Annotated in this window: 11 protein-coding genes; 2 read left to right on the forward strand and 9 right to left on the reverse strand. The window is 62.0% G+C overall.

Annotation, left to right across the window (positions count from 1 at the left end; genetic code table 11):
• Positions 1-130: 130 nt before the first annotated feature.
• Positions 131-1,144, forward strand: a complete 1,014-nt coding sequence (locus AC1AYN_RS08920; RefSeq protein WP_476532974.1) for a ribose-phosphate diphosphokinase — start codon at positions 131-133, stop codon at positions 1,142-1,144.
• Between the two features lie 446 nt (positions 1,145-1,590).
• Here AC1AYN_RS08920 and AC1AYN_RS08925 read toward each other — a convergent pair whose 3' ends face one another.
• The 3 genes from AC1AYN_RS08925 to AC1AYN_RS08935 form a co-directional block, all read right to left on the reverse strand.
• A complete protein-coding gene (locus AC1AYN_RS08925) occupies positions 1,591-3,432 on the reverse strand; it encodes an ABC transporter ATP-binding protein (RefSeq protein WP_476532975.1) in 1,842 nt (613 codons plus the stop codon).
• 387 nt (positions 3,433-3,819) lie between these two features.
• Positions 3,820-5,670 carry an ABC transporter ATP-binding protein gene (locus AC1AYN_RS08930; protein WP_476532976.1) on the reverse strand — a complete coding sequence of 617 codons (1,851 nt, stop codon included), beginning with the start codon at positions 5,668-5,670 and terminating at the stop codon, positions 3,820-3,822.
• Positions 5,671-6,461: 791 nt separating this feature from the next.
• Positions 6,462-6,941 (reverse strand): MarR family winged helix-turn-helix transcriptional regulator, encoded by a 480-nt coding sequence (locus AC1AYN_RS08935; RefSeq protein WP_476533018.1) that lies wholly within the window; start codon positions 6,939-6,941, stop codon positions 6,462-6,464.
• A 408-nt stretch (positions 6,942-7,349) separates the two neighbouring features.
• Between AC1AYN_RS08935 and AC1AYN_RS08940 the strand changes: the two genes are divergently transcribed.
• The gene (locus AC1AYN_RS08940) at positions 7,350-7,484 is read left to right on the forward strand and encodes a hypothetical protein (protein ID WP_476503359.1); all 135 of its coding nucleotides are present in this window, start codon (positions 7,350-7,352) and stop codon (positions 7,482-7,484) included.
• Between the two features lie 1,030 nt (positions 7,485-8,514).
• Here AC1AYN_RS08940 and AC1AYN_RS08945 read toward each other — a convergent pair.
• From AC1AYN_RS08945 to AC1AYN_RS08970, 6 genes are all read right to left on the reverse strand, one after another.
• On the reverse strand, positions 8,515-9,582 hold the full coding sequence (locus AC1AYN_RS08945) for an aldo/keto reductase (protein WP_476533019.1): 1,068 nt from the start codon (positions 9,580-9,582) through the stop codon (positions 8,515-8,517).
• 117 nt (positions 9,583-9,699) lie between these two features.
• Complete coding sequence (locus AC1AYN_RS08950; RefSeq protein WP_476532977.1) at positions 9,700-10,593, reverse strand: HNH endonuclease family protein; 894 nt, start codon at positions 10,591-10,593, stop codon at positions 9,700-9,702.
• The gene (locus AC1AYN_RS08955; protein WP_476532978.1) at positions 10,580-12,007 is read right to left on the reverse strand and encodes an AAA family ATPase; all 1,428 of its coding nucleotides are present in this window, start codon (positions 12,005-12,007) and stop codon (positions 10,580-10,582) included. The genes AC1AYN_RS08950 and AC1AYN_RS08955 overlap by 14 nt, the downstream gene beginning before the upstream one ends.
• 266 nt (positions 12,008-12,273) lie before the next feature.
• Positions 12,274-13,734, reverse strand: coding sequence for a class C sortase (locus AC1AYN_RS08960; protein WP_476532979.1), 1,461 nt, complete (start codon positions 13,732-13,734; stop codon positions 12,274-12,276).
• A 607-nt stretch (positions 13,735-14,341) separates the two neighbouring features.
• Complete coding sequence (locus AC1AYN_RS08965; protein ID WP_476532980.1) at positions 14,342-16,120, reverse strand: isopeptide-forming domain-containing fimbrial protein; 1,779 nt, start codon at positions 16,118-16,120, stop codon at positions 14,342-14,344.
• 85 nt (positions 16,121-16,205) lie between these two features.
• On the reverse strand, positions 16,206-19,421 hold the full coding sequence (locus AC1AYN_RS08970) for a SpaA isopeptide-forming pilin-related protein (RefSeq protein WP_476532981.1): 3,216 nt from the start codon (positions 19,419-19,421) through the stop codon (positions 16,206-16,208).
• Positions 19,422-19,635 lie beyond the last annotated feature (214 nt).

Below are 19,635 nucleotides of genomic sequence, written 5' to 3' on the forward strand. Positions count from 1 at the left end.
TTTCCCATCCCGCACCTTCCCCCACACGCCTTCTTCCCCTCCCCTAGTACACTTGTCTGAGGTTCACCGCGCATGCGGAAGCGCCGCGCGGTGCGAGGACACTACGAACAAAAGGACGGGTACGAGAAACATGACGTCGCTGCTCGAGGGCACTCCGGACAAGCGTATGGCGGTGGTCACCGGCCGCGCCTACCCCGAACTGGCCGATCAGGTCGCCGCATGTCTGGGCACGCAAGTGCTGGAGACCACCGCCTACGATTTCGCGAACGGCGAGATGTACGTGCGGTTCACCGAGCCGGTGCGCGGCGCGGACGTGTTCGCGTTGCAATGCCATTCCGGCGACATCAACAAGTGGATCATGGAGCAGCTGCTCATGATCGACGCCCTGAAGCGCGCCTCCGCCCGCACGATCACCGTGGTCGCGCCGTTCATGGGCTACTCCCGTCAGGACAAGAAGCATCAGGGCCGCGAGCCGATCACCGCGCGCCTCGTCTACGACCTGTTCCGCACGGCCGGCGCCGACCGCATCATGACGGTCGACCTGCACGCCTCCCAGGAGCAGGGCTTCTTCAACGCGCCGGTCGACCATCTGACCGCCACGCCGGTGCTCATCGATTACGTGCGCAATCATCTGCCGCTCGAGAACACGACGATCGTCTCCCCGGACGCGGGCCGCATCAAGGTGTCGGAGCGTTGGGCGGCGAAGCTCGGCAACCTGCCGCTCGCCTTCATCCACAAGACCCGCGACATCACCCGTCCGAACCACGCCGTCGCGCACGGCATCATCGGCGACGTGCTCGACCGCGACTGCGTGGTCGTCGATGACATGATCGACACGGCCGGCACGATCTGCGAGGCGGTGCACGCCCTGCGCGGCGCCGGCGCGCGCTCGGTCACGCTGGTCGCGACGCACGGCCTGCTGTCCGGCCCGGCCGTCGAGCGCCTGTCGCAGTGCGGCGCGCGCGAGATCGTCCTGATGGACACGGTGCCGGTCCCCGAGGAGAAGCGCCTGCCGAACATGACGGTCCTGTCCGTCGCGCCGCTGCTGGCCGCCGGCATCCGCTCCGTCTTCGAGGAGAATTCCGTCCAGACCCTGCTCGAAGGACTCCCCGAGGACATGCGCCCCCGCAACATCTACGCCTGATTCCAGCCATCGCCTCCCTCTGAGGAAGCTGCCGCCAGAAAGTCATCCCAGTCATCGCTTCCCTCTGACGAGGGAGGTGGCGCGCAGCGCCGGAGGGAGAGACCACCACAACGGGAGACCACAAAGCCCCCGAAGCCCTTAACCGGGCTCCGGGGGTTTTCTCGCTTACAAGGGGTACATCCTCCCCCGCTCCCGATGATTTCTCGCCTACGAGGGGTACCGCAACCGCCAACGACGACTAAATATCACCGTCATCGAGCCGCATATGCCCGGTGCAGCCCGCCTCCGGCACCCCTCGTAACGCAGATAGGTCTCCGTCGCAGCGCCAAACCACCCCTCCCAACCGAGATACCCCAAAAGACACCGCTAAGAGATACCCCGACAGGACGCCCCGACCGCCGTCGCGCCCCAGCGGACACCCCGTCAGGCGATTCGCCTCACGCCCCTCACGCCACCGGCGCGAACTGGCTGTTGTACAGGTCCGCGTAGAACCCGCCGGCCGCCAGCAGCTCCTCGTGCGTGCCGCGCTCGATCACATCGCCGTGGTTCATCACGAGGATCATGTCGGCGTCGCGGATCGTCGAGAGCCGGTGCGCGATCACGAACGAGGTGCGCCCCACGGTGAGCGCGTCCATGGCCTTCTGGATCAGCTCCTCGGTGCGCGTGTCCACGGACGAGGTCGCCTCGTCCAGGATCAGGATCGGCGCGTCCTGCACCATCGCGCGCGCGATGGTGAGGAGCTGCTTCTGCCCCGCGGACAGCGACGTGTTCTCGTCGAGCACCGTGTCGTACCCGTCGGGCAGCGACATGATGTAGTGGTCGAGCCCCACCGCGCGGCACGCCGAACGGATCTGCTCGTCGGTCACGCCCGGCTTCGAGTATGCGATGTTCTCGCGCACAGTCCCGTGGAACACCCACGTGTCCTGCAGCACCATCGAGAACTGTTCGTGCACGTTCCAGCGCGGCACGCTCGCCGTGTCGATGCCGTCGATCGCGATCTGCCCTCCGGCGATGTCGTAGAAGCGCATGAGCAGGTTGACCATGGTGGTTTTGCCCGCGCCGGTCGGTCCGACGATCGCGACCTTCTGTCCGGCTTTCACGTCGGCGCTGAAATCGTTGATGATCGGCTTTCCGGGTTCGTATTCGAAGCGCACGTGGTCGAACGTCACGTCGCCGCGTACCGGCGCGTCGGCGCAAGCGCCGAGCAGCGCCGGTTTCGCGCTTTCGTCGGCCATCTCCGGCTCCTCGAGGAAGCCGAACACGCGCTCGGATGCGGCGGCGCAGCGTTGCAGGTTCTGGAACGCCTGCGCGAATTGCGAGAGTGGTTGCGTGAACAGTCGGATGTACATCATGAACGCGACGATGACGCCGAATTCGATGTCGCCGTTCATCGCGAGCGCGGCGCCGACGACGCACACGACGACGTAGCCGAAGTTGCCGATGAACTGCATGAGCGGCATCATCAGCCCGGAGAGGAACTGCGACTTCCAGCCGGAGTCGTAGAGGTCCGCGTTGTAGCGTTCGAAGTCGCGGATCGCGGCGGTTTCGCCGTTGTACGCCTTGACGATGAGGTGTCCGGAGTACATCTCCTCGACGTGGCCGTTGACCTGGCCGAGCGCGACCTGCTGCCGGGTGAAGTAGCGTTGCGACGCCTTCATGATCGCCATCATCAGCACCAGTCCGACGAGGCTCGCGCCGATTGCGCACAAGGTCATGATGACGTTGTTGTAGAACATCATGACGAGCGCGCCGACGAACAGCGTGACGGACGTGATGAGCGAGCCGAGCGACTGGCCGAGCGTCTGTCCGATCGCGTCGACGTCGTTGGTGATACGGCTGAGCACGTCGCCGTAGCTGACTTTGTCGAAGTAGCTGAGCGGCAGCTTGTTGATCTTCTGCGAGATGGATTCGCGCAGTCGCTGGGTGGTGCGCTGGGTGACGTTCGCCATCAGCCAGCTCTGCACGTAGCTCAGCACCGCGTACCCGACGTAGAGCGCGACGAGCGTGAAGCCGATGCGCGAGACCGCGTCGAAGTCGACGGCTCCCATGACCGGGCGGCCGTGGACCATCGCGGGCAGGCCCTTGACGATCTCGTTGGTCATGTCCTTGAGTTTGTCCGGTCCGATGATCTGGAAGATCGTTCCGGTCGCGCCGAGCACGAGCGCGATGATGATGACGGGGATGTAGCTCCTGCAATACCGCACGAGCTTGCCCATCACCTCGCCGAAGTTCTGCGGTTTCTCGACGGCGCCGCGTCCCGGCCCGCCATGTCCCATAGGTCCTGGCATTATTCCATTCCTTTCACAAAGTCTGTCATCTTGCCTCCCTCTGACGGGCTGAGCCGTCAGGCAAACGCCGGAGGCGTTTGTAGGCGAAGGCGAGCCGATAGGCGAGCAATATGAGGTCGGCCGAAAGCCGTCCGTAATTGCGGATGAGGTGTCCGCCGCAGGCGGACGGAGGGAGAGACCCGAGCGGCTGGCAGACCGCGGGCAAATCGAATCGGCCGAAGGCCGATGCCGCCATATCAAGCGGCTGTCGCCGCACCCCCTCAGCCCGTCCTCCGGCCGGCCAGCTCCCCCTAAAGGGGGCGCAATCCCCTTCCCCGCTCCCCCTGTCAGGGGGAGCTGTCGCGCTCTGCGCGACTGAGGGGGTTGCACGCGCAGCCGCTCCTGCCATCACGCCGTCAGCTCGGTCTGGCTGAGCTGGGATTCGGCGATCTGCCTGTACACGTCGCAGTCCTGCAGCAGCTCCTTATGCGTGCCCTGCCCCACGACCTTGCCGTCGTCGAGCACGACGATCCGGTCCGCGTTCATAATCGTGCCGATGCGCTGCGCGACGATCAGCTTGGTCGCGCCCTTCGCGTGGGTGGCGAGCGCGTCGCGCACCTCACGGTCGGTTTTGAAGTCGAGCGCGCTGAACGAGTCGTCGAAGATGAGGATTTCCGGATCGCGGTAGACGGCGCGCGCGATGGAGAGTCGCTGCTTCTGTCCGCCGGACACGTTGGAACCGCCCTGCGCGATGGCCGCGTCGAAGCCGCCGTCCATGCGCGAGACGAATTCCGTGGCCTGCGCCACGTCCGCCGCCTCCCGCACCCGCGTCATATCGATGACGTCCCGCCTCTCATTGCCTCCCGCTGGCGGGAGGTGGCGCGTAGCGCCGGAAGGTGGTTCGCCGCGGCCCGCCGCCACGCGCGTGTCGTCGCCGTACGCGACGTTGCTCGCGACGGTGCCCTTGAACAGCACGGATTTCTGCGGCACGTAGCCGATGCGGTCACGCAGGTCGGTCACGTTCCAGTCGCGCACGTCGACGCCGTCGACGAGCACCTGCCCGGCGGACACGTCGTAGAAACGCGGGACGAGGTTGATGAGCGACGACTTGCCGGAGCCGGTGGAACCGATGAACGCGACCGTCTGGCCCTGTTTCGCCGTGAACGTGACGTGTTCGAGGATCGGCTCACGCGAATCCGGGTAGGTGAAGCTCACGTCGCGGAATTCGACGGTGCCGTGCGCGTCGTGGCCGAGGCGGGTCACGTCGGCGGCGGTGTCGGCGCCGTCCTTGACGAGCGGATCGGTGTCGAGGACTTCCATGACGCGCTGCGCGGACACGTCGGCGCGCGGCCAGAGCACGAACACCATGCTCATGAGGAGGAAGCTCATGATGACCTGCACGGAGTAGCTGGAGAAGACGACCATGTTGGAGAACACGGTGAGCTTGTCGGTGAGGGCGGCGGCGTCGATCAGGTAGGCGCCGATCCAGTAGACGGCGAGCATGAGGCCGTTCATCACGGTGTTCATCAGCGGCATCATGACGGCCATGGCACGGTTGGTGAACAGCTGCGTGTCGGTGAGGTTCTTGTTCGCCTTGGTGAACTTGGCTTCCTGGTAGTCCTCGGCGTTGTAGGCGCGCACCACGCGCAGGCCGGTGAGGTTCTCGCGGGCGACGAGGTTGATGTCGTCGGTGAGGGCCTGCATGGCCTTGAATTTCGGCATGACCATCGCCATGAGGACGACGATCGCGACGAGCAGGACGACCACGGCGATGCCGGTGGCGAGCGTCCATTCGAAGCCGTCGCCGGCGATCTTCGCGATGGCCCACACGGCCATGATCGGCGATTTGACGATGAGCTGCAGGCCCATCGTGATGAACATCTGGATCTGCGTGATGTCGTTGGTGGAGCGGGTGATGAGGCTCGCGGTCGAGAAGCGGCTCATCTCCGCCGGTCCGAACGATTCGACCTTCGCGAATTCGAGCGAGCGCAGACGCTGGCCGAAGCTGGCGGCGACGCGCGCGGCGATGAAGCCGGTGACGACGGCGCAGGCCACGGAGCCGAGCGAGACGAGCAGCATCTTGCCGCCGGCGATCCAGATGTCCGCCATCTCGCTGCCCGGTGTTTCGACGAGCGTAGTGATGTCGGACATGTAGTCGGGCAGCTTCAGGTCGAAGAAGACCTGCCCCACGATGGTCACGAGGGCGACGAGCATCTGCCCGACCTCCCCCTTGGATAGATATCTCATCACACGAAACATTGATTCCCCTTATCTGACTGACAACATGATCGGTAGCCCGGCCCGGTGCCCTCTGCCTCCCTCTGACGAGCGATACGAAAAGGCGGACCGACGATTAGGCGGGTGGCAAAGTCGGTTCACTCGCCTCCCTCTGATGGGGAGGCGCCCGGCGCACCCTGCCTCCCTCTGACGAGGGGCATGGCCGGCGCGCTCTCTTGCAGCCTCCCTCTGACGAGGGAGGTGGCGCGAAGCGCCGGAGGGAGAGACCACCACCGCACAAAGAGGGCACATCGCCACCCCGCCCCTGCTCCCCCTTGAGGGGGAGCTGTCCGCGAAGCGGACTGAGGGGGTGCCACCTGCACCGCCACCGATTCATTTATCTTTGCCCCATAAATTACTTACACTATAAGATATTTCCAAACCCGCCGGCGTGTTCCCCACAAAACCAGCAAATCAGCGCATTACCCGCGGGCGATGCAGTGCCCCGGCCCCCTCTGACGGCACATCGCCGTGAAGCAAACGCCGGGGGCGTTTGCAGGCGACGTACGAGCCAACAGGCGAGCCGATGTGAGGCCAGCCGAAGGCTGTCCGCAATTGCGGCCGGACTCTCGGCGAAGCAGCCTTCCGGCCCCCTCTGACGAGGGGGCTCCCGGCGAAGCCGGGTGGGGGAGAGACCGCGGCCCGCAGGCCGCAGAAAACAGAATCGACCTCGGCCGATACAATCTCCCCCGCGCCCTACGGCCGCCCCGTCTCTCCCTCAGTCCACCTACGGCGGACAGCTCCCTCGTCAGAGGGAGCCGAACATCGCCTTCCTACTCCTTCTCTTCGAACGCCTTGCGCACCTCTTCCGCGGTGGGCCTCGGCTGACCGGGGTGGCAAATCGACATGTACGTCATGAATTCGCGCGTCAGTTCGACGAACTCGCGCGTGCGCCGCTCCCCCATCTGCGAGAAGATCCAGCGGACCGCGGAACGGATGTCCTCTAGGTCCTTTTCGATGCGCGCACGGCCGGCATCGGTAAGCGCGACGCGCACCACGCGCCGGTCGTCCGGATCGGGCTTGCGCGTGACGAACCCCTTCTTCTCCAACGACGACAGCACCGTGGACACGCGCCCGGAGCTCACGCGCAGGGATTCGGCCAATTGGGACGGCGTCATCTCGCCGTGGCAGGCGAGCTGACGGAGGGCGAAGACCTCGCCGTGGGCCCCACGGTTGAGCTCACGCTGCATCGCGGACCGATGACTCCACACCTTGGAGTACAGCTCATCCACCGCTTCTTCTTCAAAGCCCATCATCGGCCCTTTCGTCGAATTTTCCACCCAATATCCCTCAAATATACCTCACACTATAAACAATTTACCCCATCAACAACACGCCCCGACAAGTCCCGATAGCGTCACCGCCCCGACGGCCTCCAAGTACCCCAGGCATCCAATCACCCGGCCCCGCCTGCATAATCCACCGCAATCCGTTGCGGAATCGAACCACGCACGCGGCGCAGCCAACGCCTCATCGCAAGACCAGACAGACGGCCCGCGACACGCTCAAACGCGTCATTATAATGTGATTTGGCCCACATTATCAAATTGTTATCTTGGATTTCGAGCACAATACGCGTATATTGGACAACGAAACGTTGGCACGGAAGCTAGCGGCCACCACGGCACGGAAGCTGAAGGCCCAAGGAAGGGGAAGACACCATGACTCGTCATCTATGCAGCATCGCCGGATGCACTCACGAAGCGGAAGAGGCAGGCATGTGCGGCATGCACTTTACTGCCGCGCTCGTGCACGGCGCGTTCCAGTACACCGCCACCAGCCGCGTCCACAGCTGAGTGACCCAGCCCAATCAATCGATAATTTCAGACGGCACGAATCAGTCAAGAGGTACAGCATTACGGGCCCACAACGCCACAGCAGACGTATGGGGGTACGCGCAGTGGTTGTTCAGCTCGTAATCAGATTCGCGCCGTTTTTCTTGTTTTCGGGGGCAGACGCGGTTCTTCCCTCGCTCCCCTCGGGTAGGTGTACTCCCCTCGGGCAGACGCCCCCTCCTTGCTCCCTCGAGTAAGTGCGGTTCCTTCCTCGCTCCCCTCGGGTAGGTGCAGTTCCTTCTTGCTCCCCTCGGTCAGGCACCCCCTCCTCGCTCCCCTCGGGCAGACGCGGTTCCTTCTTTGCTCCCCCTTCAGGGGGAGCTGGACGCCGCTAGGCGGACTGAGGGGGCAATCACGCAGAACCCCATGCAGAACCCCACGTCAGTCACAAGGCGAAACCTGCACGGTTCTCCCCGAACCTGCACGGTCTGAAGTGGAACCTGTATAGATCAGAGCGCAACCTGCAGGATTTCGCACCTAACCTGTAGGTCTATTCCGCGAACCTGCGCACACCCCTTCTGAAGACAGGCCGATCGCCCTCAACTACGCAACGCATAATCCGCGGAATTCCGCCGTTCTTGAATCGGCACAGCATCCCAGAAAGGCCCGTCTACCAAGCCCCACCCCGCAGGTTCAGCTCAAATTCCTACAGGTTCGGCCCAAAACCATGCAGGTTCGATCCAAAACCATGCAGGTTCGCGCAGAAAACGGTCATGTGCCTAGGGCAGCGGGCCAGTTCCCCCTCAGTCCGGCCGAAGGCCGGACAGCTCCCCCACATCCGTGGGGGAGCAAGGCGCCCCGGATGCCGGACCCCTTGATCGCCATGGAGCCCCATATCCGTGGGGAGCAAGGCGATCCCGCTGCGTGCGGGTCATGCCCGATGATGGCTCCCCCACGATGTCCCCCACGATGTAGGGAAGCAAGGAGCATGCCACGCCCATTCAGCTGCGCCCATTCAGCCCGGCCGTCATCAAGCCGTCGCCACCAAGTCTCAGCCTAGTGCTGCGAGGGTCGCCAGTTCCTCGTCGGTCAGGTGCAGGTCGATCGCGGCGAAGGAGTCGCGGATCTCGTGCGGGTTGCGGGCGCTGGGGATGGTGAACAGCCGACCGTAGCGCGTGAGCTCCCACGCGAGCACGACCCGCTGGTAGGAGACGCCGCGCGACGCGGCGACCGCGCGGAACGGGTCGTAGGCGTGGCTGTCGAACGGGTCGAGGAATCCGCCAAGCGGCGACCAGCAGACGAAGTCGAGTCCGAGCGAGGCGCAGTGCTCCATCGTGTGTTCCGGGTCGGGGTGCGACGGCGAGAACTGGTTCTGCACGGCAATCAGATGGTCGCCGAGAATCCGCCGCGCCACGTCGATCTGCTCGTTGTTCACGCGCGAGATGCCCGCGTAGCAGATTACGCCTTCGTCGAGCAGCGTCTTCAGCGCGCCGACCTGATCCTCGTAGGGTACGGCCGGATCCGGCCCGTGCGAATACAACAAGTCAAGCGCCTCCACGCCGAGATGCCGTGCGGATTCCTTCGCGTCGCGGATCATCGTCTCCGGCCGCGAATCCGCCATCCACCCATACCGACTCCCCTCCGCCTGCAAATGCTGACGAGGTACGGCCGCGTCGGATTCCGCCGAGGCCACCCCCTCAGCCGGCGAAGCCGGCAGCTCCCCCAAGGGGGCGCAGCGATTACCCGTCTCGGTGTCACTCCTCCCTGCAGAAGCTTGGCCTTCTTCGTTGCTCCCCCTATCAGGGGGAGCTGTCGGCGAAGCCGACTGAGGGGGTACCGCAGGCCCGTCCACCTCGATCGTCCGCCGATACCCGGTCTTCGTGGCGACGAGCACTTCGTCGCGCGGGCCGTCCCATGTGGCGAGCGCGTCGCGCACGAGCTTCTCGCCATACCCGAAGTCGCCCGGCACCCCCGTGCCGTCCGCTCCCGGCGCGGACGGCAGATAGTACGACCATGCCGTATCGAGGTACCGCACGCCCGCGTCGAGTCCGGCGTGGATCGTCGCGATTGCGGTCTCACGGTCCGGCCGCCCTTCGATGGCGAGCGCCATCGTCCCCATGCCGAGCCGCGGCACGCGCGCCTTCCCCGCAAACCGAACGATATTCGGCGACTCCGCGCCCCGGACCAACTGTCCCTGCTGCAATGCACTCATGTTCCCATGATGGCACACTTCGATTCATTCATGCGCCGGTGCCGGATATTGACCGAAGTTTTTCATTCCCTCGCACAGGAAGTACACATACATTTCGTAATACTCCGGCTTGTTTTTGCTCCTACGAAATTCCCGAAGCTTCCCTTTGCAAAAGGCGATGCGGTCGGCTCCGGCATGGTGTTCTTCATATATTTGCCTCAGTATTTCCGCCGCCTTCGTCTTCCGCGAATCCTTCAGCCGCGTGGCATTGAGATTGAGCGTCTTGATATCCTCCGACGTATCCGTGTCGGCCTTATCGACGGGGAGCACTTTCCCATTCCCTGAACTCGAATACTTGAAACGCCGCACATCGTCACGATCGCAGGGATTGCGATGCAGACGCTTACGTCCTCGTGCCGCATCTGCATCACACGTGAAATCGAATGATTTTCCGTGCTTGATACGACTCTGGTCGCAGACCGCAATCAGGTTCTGATAGTTGACGGACTGTTCGTCGGCATATGGGGAGTACTCGCCGTCCTCTCCTTCGTGCCGCCACTGCATTTCCGGGTAATCGCTTGACGGGTATTCCACCGATGTGGGATTTCGCGGAATGAAGTGTTCCACGTGCGCTGGCATGGCTTTCTTGTTGCTCGGCTTTTCACCGCGACGCACATGTTCGATGGGTTTCATGCAATACGCGCAGAGGCCGCCCTGCTCGCGAATCAGCTGATCGAGCACCACGTCAATGACATTGTCCTCTTTCCCACCAAGGTGATCCCATAGCACTTCGGGATCATGCCATTCCTGCAGCACCTCCGGGGCCACGCCTTCCTGCCGTTTCTCCTCCAGCTCTCTCCGACGGTCGTCCCGGTATTGCTGCGCGGCCTCCTGCAGCTCCGGCATCTGGTTGCCGCCGAGTTTCCTAACGTACAGCATCGTCGCCTCCGTCAATCGGCCCGTCATCCGCCTCATCGGCGTCGATGGGTGTCATGAATTCCAGCGCCGTCTCCAGTCGTTCGTATTCGGCGTTGTCGGGTCCGACGACTTCCAGCAGTTGCTGAAGATCTTTGCGCGCGACATCGAATTCGTCGTAGTCCAGCGCGTCTTCGATCGCTTCGATTCGGGTTTTGACGTCCGCCCGCACGTCGTTGGCGCCCATCACCTGTTCGAGGATTCTTGCGGCGGTCTGTCCGTAGACTTCCGTATCGGGTGTGTCGGCGTACAAACGTCCGTCATCCCCCTCCCGCAGCATGCGGAGTTGTTCGCGGTTTCTCACCGATGAGACGACGATGGGGGCGTGCGTGGTGACGATGAATTGGATGTTCGGGAACACGTGTTGCAGGTCCTCGAGCACGCGTTCCTGCCATTTGGGATGCAGATGCAGGTCGATTTCGTCGATGAGGACGACGCCGGGGGTCCGCAGCACGTCCACCGCGTCGTCCACCGCGTCGATGTTCAGGTTGATCATGCGATGCGCGATATCCATGACGATGCTGAGCACACTGACGTATCCGGCACTCAACCAGGAGAACGGCAGCCGGACAATCTCACCGTTGTCTTTGGAGTATTGGACGACGACGCTCTGCTGTTTGGGGCTGTAGAACACGTCCGTGTCTCCGCGTCCGGTCAACCCTTTCAGGCATTGGCGCGCAGCTTCTTTGATTGCTTGCAGTTCCGGAACGACAGTGGTCACGCCCTCGCTGTAATTCTCATATTCCGACCAGCTGACCCGTTCCATCCAATCGGCGAATTCGGTCAGGTTGATCTTCGTGTCCAGACACTCCCAGTATCCGGCGAAACGCTTCATCCATTGGGGATCCTGCCTCAGGCGCTTACCACCGTGAAGACGATCGGAGCCGTAGTATGCGACGATCGGCAACACCGTCTTCTTCTGGGATGCTCCCGAATATTCTTCGGATTGCCCGCTTTCACTCCAACGCTTGGCGTACGCGCTCATATCGCCGGTATCGGCTACACGCCCGCCGTGGGTTTTCTTGGTGCGCTGCCATTTGACGGTCGTGCCTTCTGCGACTCCGGCAGCGATGACCTCCACCGGGTACAGTCGCTCGGACACGTATCGGGAACCGTGGCGTACGGACACCTGACGCACGTCCTCCAGTTTGATGTTTCTTCTGGATGCGCCATTGATCTTCACAATCGCGGCGCCCAACGCCACGGCCACCGCATCCAGCAATGCCGTCTTGCCGGCGCCGTTATCGCCCACGATGACCGTCAGCTTGGGGTCGAAATCAACGCTGAAATCGGTGAACAGCCGGAAATTCCGCACCCGCAACGAGTCGAGGCGCAAAACCTCCTGCGGGCTCTGCGCCTCCAATGCTTCCTGCGCCATAACCATAACTATCCCTTCCAATTGGGAAGCGGCCTAGCTTGTGACCCGCCTGTGGGAGTCGCCTTCCGCTTATATTCTCCTCATACTACCGCTGAGAGGCAGTTGTTGCTGCGTGGCGGATGCGGCGACCACAAACGGTACGTTCCAGCTATCTCTCCCCCAGTCCGCTCCGCGGACAGCCCCCTCGTCAGAGGGGGCCTAACCCCCTCAGTCCCGCTTCGCGGGACAGCTCCCCCTGAAGGGGGCGCAAAGCCGATACCGCTCCTCTAGTCGCTGACGCCGCGGAGCTGGTCGCCGATGTCGGGGTCGGGGTGGGTGTCGTGCGCGACTCCCGTGCTCCGCACCGTCCGCACGCCGCCCGCGCCAAAGGCAGAACCGCGGGTAGCACCAGCCGCACCAGCATCAGCACCCTCAACACCGGCAGCACCAGCCCCAGCGGCCGCCACAACGCCCGCCGCACCGGCAACACCGGCAGCATTCACGCCACCGGTGCCCGCGGCATTCACGCCACTGATGCCGTCAGCCGCAGCAGCCACACCACCGGCACCGCCACCGCCCGTTTCTCTGCCCCCGCTGGCGGGGGCTGTTGGCGTAGCCGACTGGGGGTGGTCGGCACCAGCCCTTCCGACACCAGCATGCTTCCCGCGACCGCGACCACCGTCACCACGGCCACGACCGCGACCGCGACCGCGACCACCATCACCATCACCGGAACCACCCGCATCACCGTCACCACGCCCAGCCGAACCAGTCCCAGCCGACCCGGCCCCGCGACCGCGACCAGCCCCACCACCAGCACCCCGCCTCCGCGCCGCACCGGCCGCCATCATCGGCCCAATCCACCACTTCCACGCCGCAACGCCCACCAGCGTCGCGACCAGCGCCAGCCCGCCGAACCGGAACCAGCTGTCCGGCGAGGTGGGCGAGAACGAGACGACCGGCGTTTTCACGTCTTCCGGATGGTACGCCGTCCGCTCTCCGGTGACGAGCAGGCGGTGCGTGTTGATGCCGTATGGCGTGCAGGTGACGAGCGTGACCAGGTCCCGCCCGGGGATGGCGCGCACCTTGTCGAGCTCGTCCGGTTTGACGACCTGAATCGAAACCACCTTGTACGCGTGGATCTCGTCGAGCACGTTGATCGTGAACAGGTCGCCTTTCTTGAGCTCGTCGAGTCGTGTGAACAGTTCCGCGGATGGCAGTCCGCGGTGTCCGGTGAGGACGCTGCGGTTGCCTTTCCCGCCGATGGGGAGCGCGGTCTGCCGCATGTGTCCGACGCCTTTGGCGAGCGTGTCGTCGTCGGTGCCGTGGTAGATAGGCAGGTTGAGTTTGATTTTGGGGATGCTCAGGTATCCCATGACGCCGTCGCCGTTGACGTTGAGCACGTCCGTATAGTTCTGCGGCAGGGCGTATCCGCTGCCTTCGACGAACGGGTCGTGGAGCGGATCGCCGGCGAGGTTGTCGTTGTATTCGCGCGCGAGTTTGAGCTGTTTGGCTTTTTCGGCGGGCGAAAGCGTGTGGACGGTGTTGCTGTAGTTGGTGATGACCTGGTCGTGTTGCCGTGTGGAGAGCAGGTCGGCGACGATCGGGTAGGAGAACACGCATACGCCGGCGAGGATGAGCAGAATCGCGAGAACGCTGGTGAGTCCGCCTCCTCGCGCGCGTCGCGTCGTCGCCTGCGGTGCCTCGCCGCGCGCATCGTGGTTTCGCCGGTCGCGTCGTCCTGCCATAGTCCCGTCCGTCCCCCACAGAAAAGTCGCGTGCCTCCCGCCGGTATGCGGGTGGTCACCAAGCATTATAAGAAATGATTCCGCCCCGTGTCAGCGCACCCCCTGACCCGAGTGCCCCGACAGCAAGGGGCATCGAACTTGGCCCCCTCTGACGAGGGGGCTGTCGCCGTAGGCGACTGGGGGAGAGACCGCGGCCTCCGGCCGCCAGCTCCCCCTAAAGGGGGCGCAGAAAACAGAATGCGCCACAGCGCATACCAATTCCCTTCGCTCCCCCACGCACGTGGGGGAGCTGTCCGGCGAAGCCGGACTGAGGGGGCAAGGCCTCAGCCGAAGAAGCCGTCGCCATAGCCGAACATGACAATCTCGGCCCCCTCTGACGAGGGGGCTGTCGCCGTAGGCGACTGGGGGAGAGATAGCTGGAAGGCGACGCCACAGCGAAACGTAACGTCCCAGCTATCTCTCCCCCACCCGGCTCCGCCGGGAGCCCCCTCGTCAGAGGGGGCCAACTCGTGCCCCCCTAACGAAAAAGGCCTCTCCCCTGGGCCCCCTCTGACGAAGGGGCTGTCAGCCGAAGGCTGACTGGGGGAGAGACCTAATCAGTGGTCACTCAGGCGCGACGCTTGCGGGCGAGCACGGTGACGCCGGCCGCGACGAGCAGCACACCGGCCACGGTCATCACGACCATGCCAGCGCTACCGGTCTTCGGCAGCCAGCCCTTGGTGTTGTTGATGGTCGTAGAGACGAAGCCGAGCTCACCCATCTTGCCCTCGACGGCACCGGTGTAATCCTTGTTGCCGTCCGTCACCGGGATGATCTCGACATCGACCTTGCCGGAGAGCTTGATGTAGCCGACCGGGGCCTGGGTCTCTTCGAGCTGGTACTTGCCCTTGTTGATGCCGGAAACCTTGAGGTGGCCCTCGGCGTCGACCGGCAGGGAAGTCACACCGGCTTCACCGGCCTTGGCGGCGCGGTACTCACCATTGGCGACCTTGACGAAGGACAGGGCCTTGTCTGCACCGTTCTTGTAGACGGCGAACTCGGCACCCTGCGGCAGCTTATCGGTGAGGAGCACACCCTTGTCGTCGTAGAACTGCTTGAGCACCTTGATACCGAAGGTGTACAGCTTGACCTCATCCGGGACGGTGCGGTGCGAATTGTGCTCGTACGGGTTGTTCGAGTACTGGAGCTTCGCGTTGTTGTAGATCGGCTCGCCGACGACGGCGTTCTCGTTCACCGTGGCGGTGTACACGACGTGGATGTAGTCGTACTGGCGGATGGTCTCGTAGTTGAAGTCAAGACGCCAAGTGGCCTCGTTGTCCGTACCGTCGAGATCGGTGGTGTTCTTGGTCAGCGTGTAGTTGACGCCTTCCTTGAGCAGGTTATCCGCGTTCTCGTCGGAACCGTCGGTCGGGAACTTCTCGGTGCCCTTGTAGCCGTAGACCTTGAAGATATGGTCGCCGTTGTTGTCGTAATTCGGCGTCAGGGCGTCGTCCATCTTATCGGCGAGCACATAGGTCTTGTCGATGGCGTCGTTCGGGAAGACCGGCACATCGGAGCGCAGGTCGAAGCGGACGGTGTCGCCGACGGCGACAGTGTCGGAGCCCTGGTTCGGCTTGTTCTTGCCGGTGTTGTGGCCGTCGTTGGTCTTCTCGTTGACGGACTTGTCAAGGCCGGCACGGCTGCGCTTGGCGACGACGGTCGCGGAATTGATCTCCCACTTCGTGGAATCAGTGTTCGCCTTGAAGTTCACATCCACAGCAACCGGACGGTAGGACCAGTCACCGACGGTGCCGTTGACGTTGCCGTTGTTCTCGATGCGCACGAGGTAGCCACCGACCGGCACGTTCAGCGTCACGGTCGTGTCAGTGCCAGCAGTGCCCTCAGCATTAGCGGTAGCGGCAACCGGCAGATTCTCAGCGGCGGCACCCTCGGTGAAGGCGGCGGAGAACTCATCGTAGAACTTCGCGATCTCGGAAGTCTTGCCGGTCTCCTTATCCGGAGCGCCACTGTTCTCGTCGTTGAGCGAATCCGAGGCGAGGCTGGTGTATGCCTTGGTCACTTCGTGGTTGTCTCCGATGTACTGCCTGTACTGGCCCTTGACCCAGCCGGCGACTGCATCGGTCCACGTGTACTGCGGGGTGGTCGGCACGTAGGACGGCGCATCCTTGGTGCCCGCGTTCGTGTAGTTGACGTTAATCATCTTGTACGCGGTGACGGTCGCGCCGACCTCCACGTTGCTGACGGTGATGGTGCCGTTGACGGTGTCGGTGCCGATGGTCGGCGTGTCCGCGGCCAGGGCCGGGGCGGCGAGGCCGAAGGAGCCGAGCATGGCGGCGACCGCGGTGACGGCCACGGCTGCGATGCCGCTCTTCTTCAGGTTGAACATGATTCTTTCCTTCTTCTATTGAATGTGATTACGGATTATAGGAGGCCGCGCCACGCTTGGGGCGCGGCCTCCCGAAAACTACTCCTTACTGAAGTTGTGCCCTCCTCCTCGAATCAATGGTCACAACCGTTACGCCAGCGAGCAGCAGCGCGCCGCCCAACGTGGCGAACACAATCAATCCACGGCCACCGGTCGAAGGAACCGTCATCGGCGTGTAGTTGGACAGTTCAAGTCCATCACTGCTACCGGCCTGAGGCGTGATGAAGGCGGCAGGCTTGTCGCCCTTCACGTCGACGGCTTCCGGCTCGGAGACCTTGCCATCCGCGACGGTGATCTTCCACTGGCCGGTGGGCAGAGTGTAGCCGCCCGGGGCCTTGGTTTCGACGAGGCGATATTCGCCTTCGTCAAGGCCGGAGAACTTCACCTTGCCGTCCGCATCGCTGGTCTGTGTATCGAACAGAGACCAAGCCTTACCGCTGTTCTTGTCACCAACGTTCGACTTGCCCTGCCAATCGACCAGCTCGGTCGAGCACTTGCCGGCACCAGCATTGCACTGGTACAGCTGGAACTCGGCACCCTGAAGGTGCTTCGATGTGTCATCACCGTCGACCTTGGTGAACTCAAACGACGGCTTGAGGATGTTCTCGAACTTGAAGTCCACACCATCAACCTGACCCGGAGCCGGCGTGTACGTGATGTTGCCATCCGCATCCGTGCTGGTCTTGTTGGTTTGGATGCTGGTGTACTGAGCAGCGGCCACATTCTTGCCCGACGCATCGGTGATGCTCACCTTGGCAAGGTAGCCGGAGCCAGCCAACGTGGACACGTCGACCGTCATCGTGTACGACTGGCTGTCATACGTGATGTCCTTATCGTCACCGGGCACCTCGCGGATGGTGTACGTGAAGGTCTTCTGGTCAACAGGGTTGCCCGAAGCGTCCTTCATGTTGTCCTCACCGAACTTCAGCGCATCGAACACAGCCTCAGCCGTGGCATCCGCCGCACTGTCCTTCTTCAGGTTGACGGAGACCGTCTGGTTGACGCCTTCGCCGGAGATATTGAACTTGAACTCCTTGGCCTTATTGGTAGTGGCAGTGCCAGTAAGCACCTTCTTCACCTTCGGCTGGATGTACACCGGCAGCTTCGGGTTCTCAACCGGAGCGATCGCAGAAGTGTTCTTGCTGTAGTACACATGGTTACCCGTGTTGACGGTGATGACCGCGTTGCTGCTGTCGAGCTTCCTACCGGAAATCAACTTATTGATGTATGCCTGAGCATCGGCCAGAGTGCTGAAGCTCTGCGAGTCTCCTTTGGAAGTCTTGACGACATACTCATTGGAAGCGCTGATGAGTTCCGCGTTCGTGGCAGTGTCGTCATTCAGTGCAACGGCCTTGCCGCGGTTCTTGATGAACACACCGTTATCGCTGGCAGTGACGGTCTCCTTCTTGGAAGTGAGACGCATATTGCCGGCGGCATCAATCCAGTTGATGGCATCCTTGAAGTTGTCGGCGACAGCAGTGTTCTTCTCACCGTACACTTCGGCGGTCTTACCTTCACCATCACTGGCAGAAGACTTGGTCACCACCGAATCGGTCGTCACTTGAACCGGAATTTTCTTGGTAGAAATCTCGTAGCCTTCAGGGGCCTTGACTTCCTTAAGGTAATAGGTACCCGGAGCAACGTACTGGACATTAATCATGCCGTAATTGTCAGAAGTGAGAGTACCAATGTTGTGCCACTCGACCTCGCCGTTGGCACCAACCTCAGCACGCTTGGCGATATTGCCCTTGTCATCGTACACCTTGAATTGCGCACCGGGAAGGGGTTTCTTGGTGTCCTTGTCCACCTTCTGGAACGACAAATCAGAGAGCACAGTGGCATCACTCTTCATCTTCACCGTGTTAAGATAAGTGACATCAGCACGGTAGAAATAATCAATCGACTGATGCTGATCAGCAGTATTAGCCCAATAATTGTATATTTGACTAAACATCAATCGTTCTTGATAAGAGCCATCTTTGCCATCGCTGGGGATGATCATCGTAATTGTATTACCGCTAGCATTAATAGCATCCGTCTTTTGGCCATTGAAGGTCGGAGCTATAACAGTAGGGCGAATGGCACTACCCGCATTCTTCGCAGAGCGGGTTGCACTCAAATCAACATCGGCATTGCGACCCGTCAGCGTAGTGTTAATGGAAATTTCTGAATCCTTATTACGCTCACGCAAAATAACAACGGGCAAATCATTGAAACCGGTAGTCTGGAAGTTATGAAGATTACCACCAGGAGTTCTGGTCAGATTAACCTCATAAGGATTTTTAGGGAGGACAGTTACACCGATGGACTTAACAACAACTGCTGGGCCAATACCGGTATCCCATGACTCATGCCCCTCAGCAGCAGGAGTATACGCATCTTCAACAAAGCCAAGGCTCTTATGCGAGCCTGCATTCTCAATATACAGTGTCGAAGTGTAGTTCAATAGCGTAATACCAGTAAGTACTGCATTATCTTCCAATGCATCCGTCACGGTGATTTGAGCAGCACGAGAATTAGGAGCACCGAAATAGGTAATCACATCAGATGCGGTGCTCGGTTCGGCGCCACCATACAACGACCAATCAGTGTAATCCTGCCCTGACGCATAGATGGTGTTGTACACGGCGTTAGCAAAAACCTTGGAGCCGGTGAAGTTCTTATTAATATAATCGCGAACTTCATCCCACGTGACCTGAACTCCGTCATCATTAATCGGCAGCTTGGTCGGCGAGGGGTCGTTCTCGGCCACCATCTTGGCCGCATCAATCGCCCAGTCGTGGCTGTACTTGTCGACCTTCTGAATCAGGACGTCGGCTCGGGTGGTGTCGAGCTGCTGGGCCTGAGCGGTCGGGACGGCGTTGACCTTGGTGGTCACGTCGTCGAGCTGCTGGTTCAGGGTGCCCACGTTGTCACTGGTGACCGCGAAATCCTGCGCGGAGGCATCCGGGAGCGCGTTGATCGCGTCCTGGGCGGCCTGGGCCTTCTTGCCCAGCTTCGTCTGCGTATCAGTGTTGGCCGTCGCCTGAGCGCCGTTCTGCGCGGCGGCGGCATCGGCCGCCGCGGTGTCCCCTGCGACGACGGTGGTGTTGTTCTGAGCTGTGGTCTGCGCCGAATCGGCGAGCGCGAGGCCCGGCGCGAAGCTCATCGAGCCCAGCATCACGACGGAGACCGCTGCAGCTACGACACGACCCACCAGGCCGCGCCCCTTCTTCGCAGCGGAACCCTCACCGGATCCCGGGGTCTGTTGTATGTGCAACATGTCGTGCACCTTCCTCTTCCTCACATATCCTTCGTAGGACGGAAGAGCCCTCACACACAACCTCAATGAGGGCTCTTCCGACCCTCTAATCGACATTTTTAGTACAGCTAAATGACAGCTCTCTGCAAAATCATCATTTTTAGACATCATGCCGAATAATGGACAATCCGCCGCAATCCGCATCATTCCAACGAAACGAGCACCCCCCCCCCCA

The sequence above is a fragment of the Bifidobacterium sp. LH_413 genome (genome assembly GCF_056357015.1).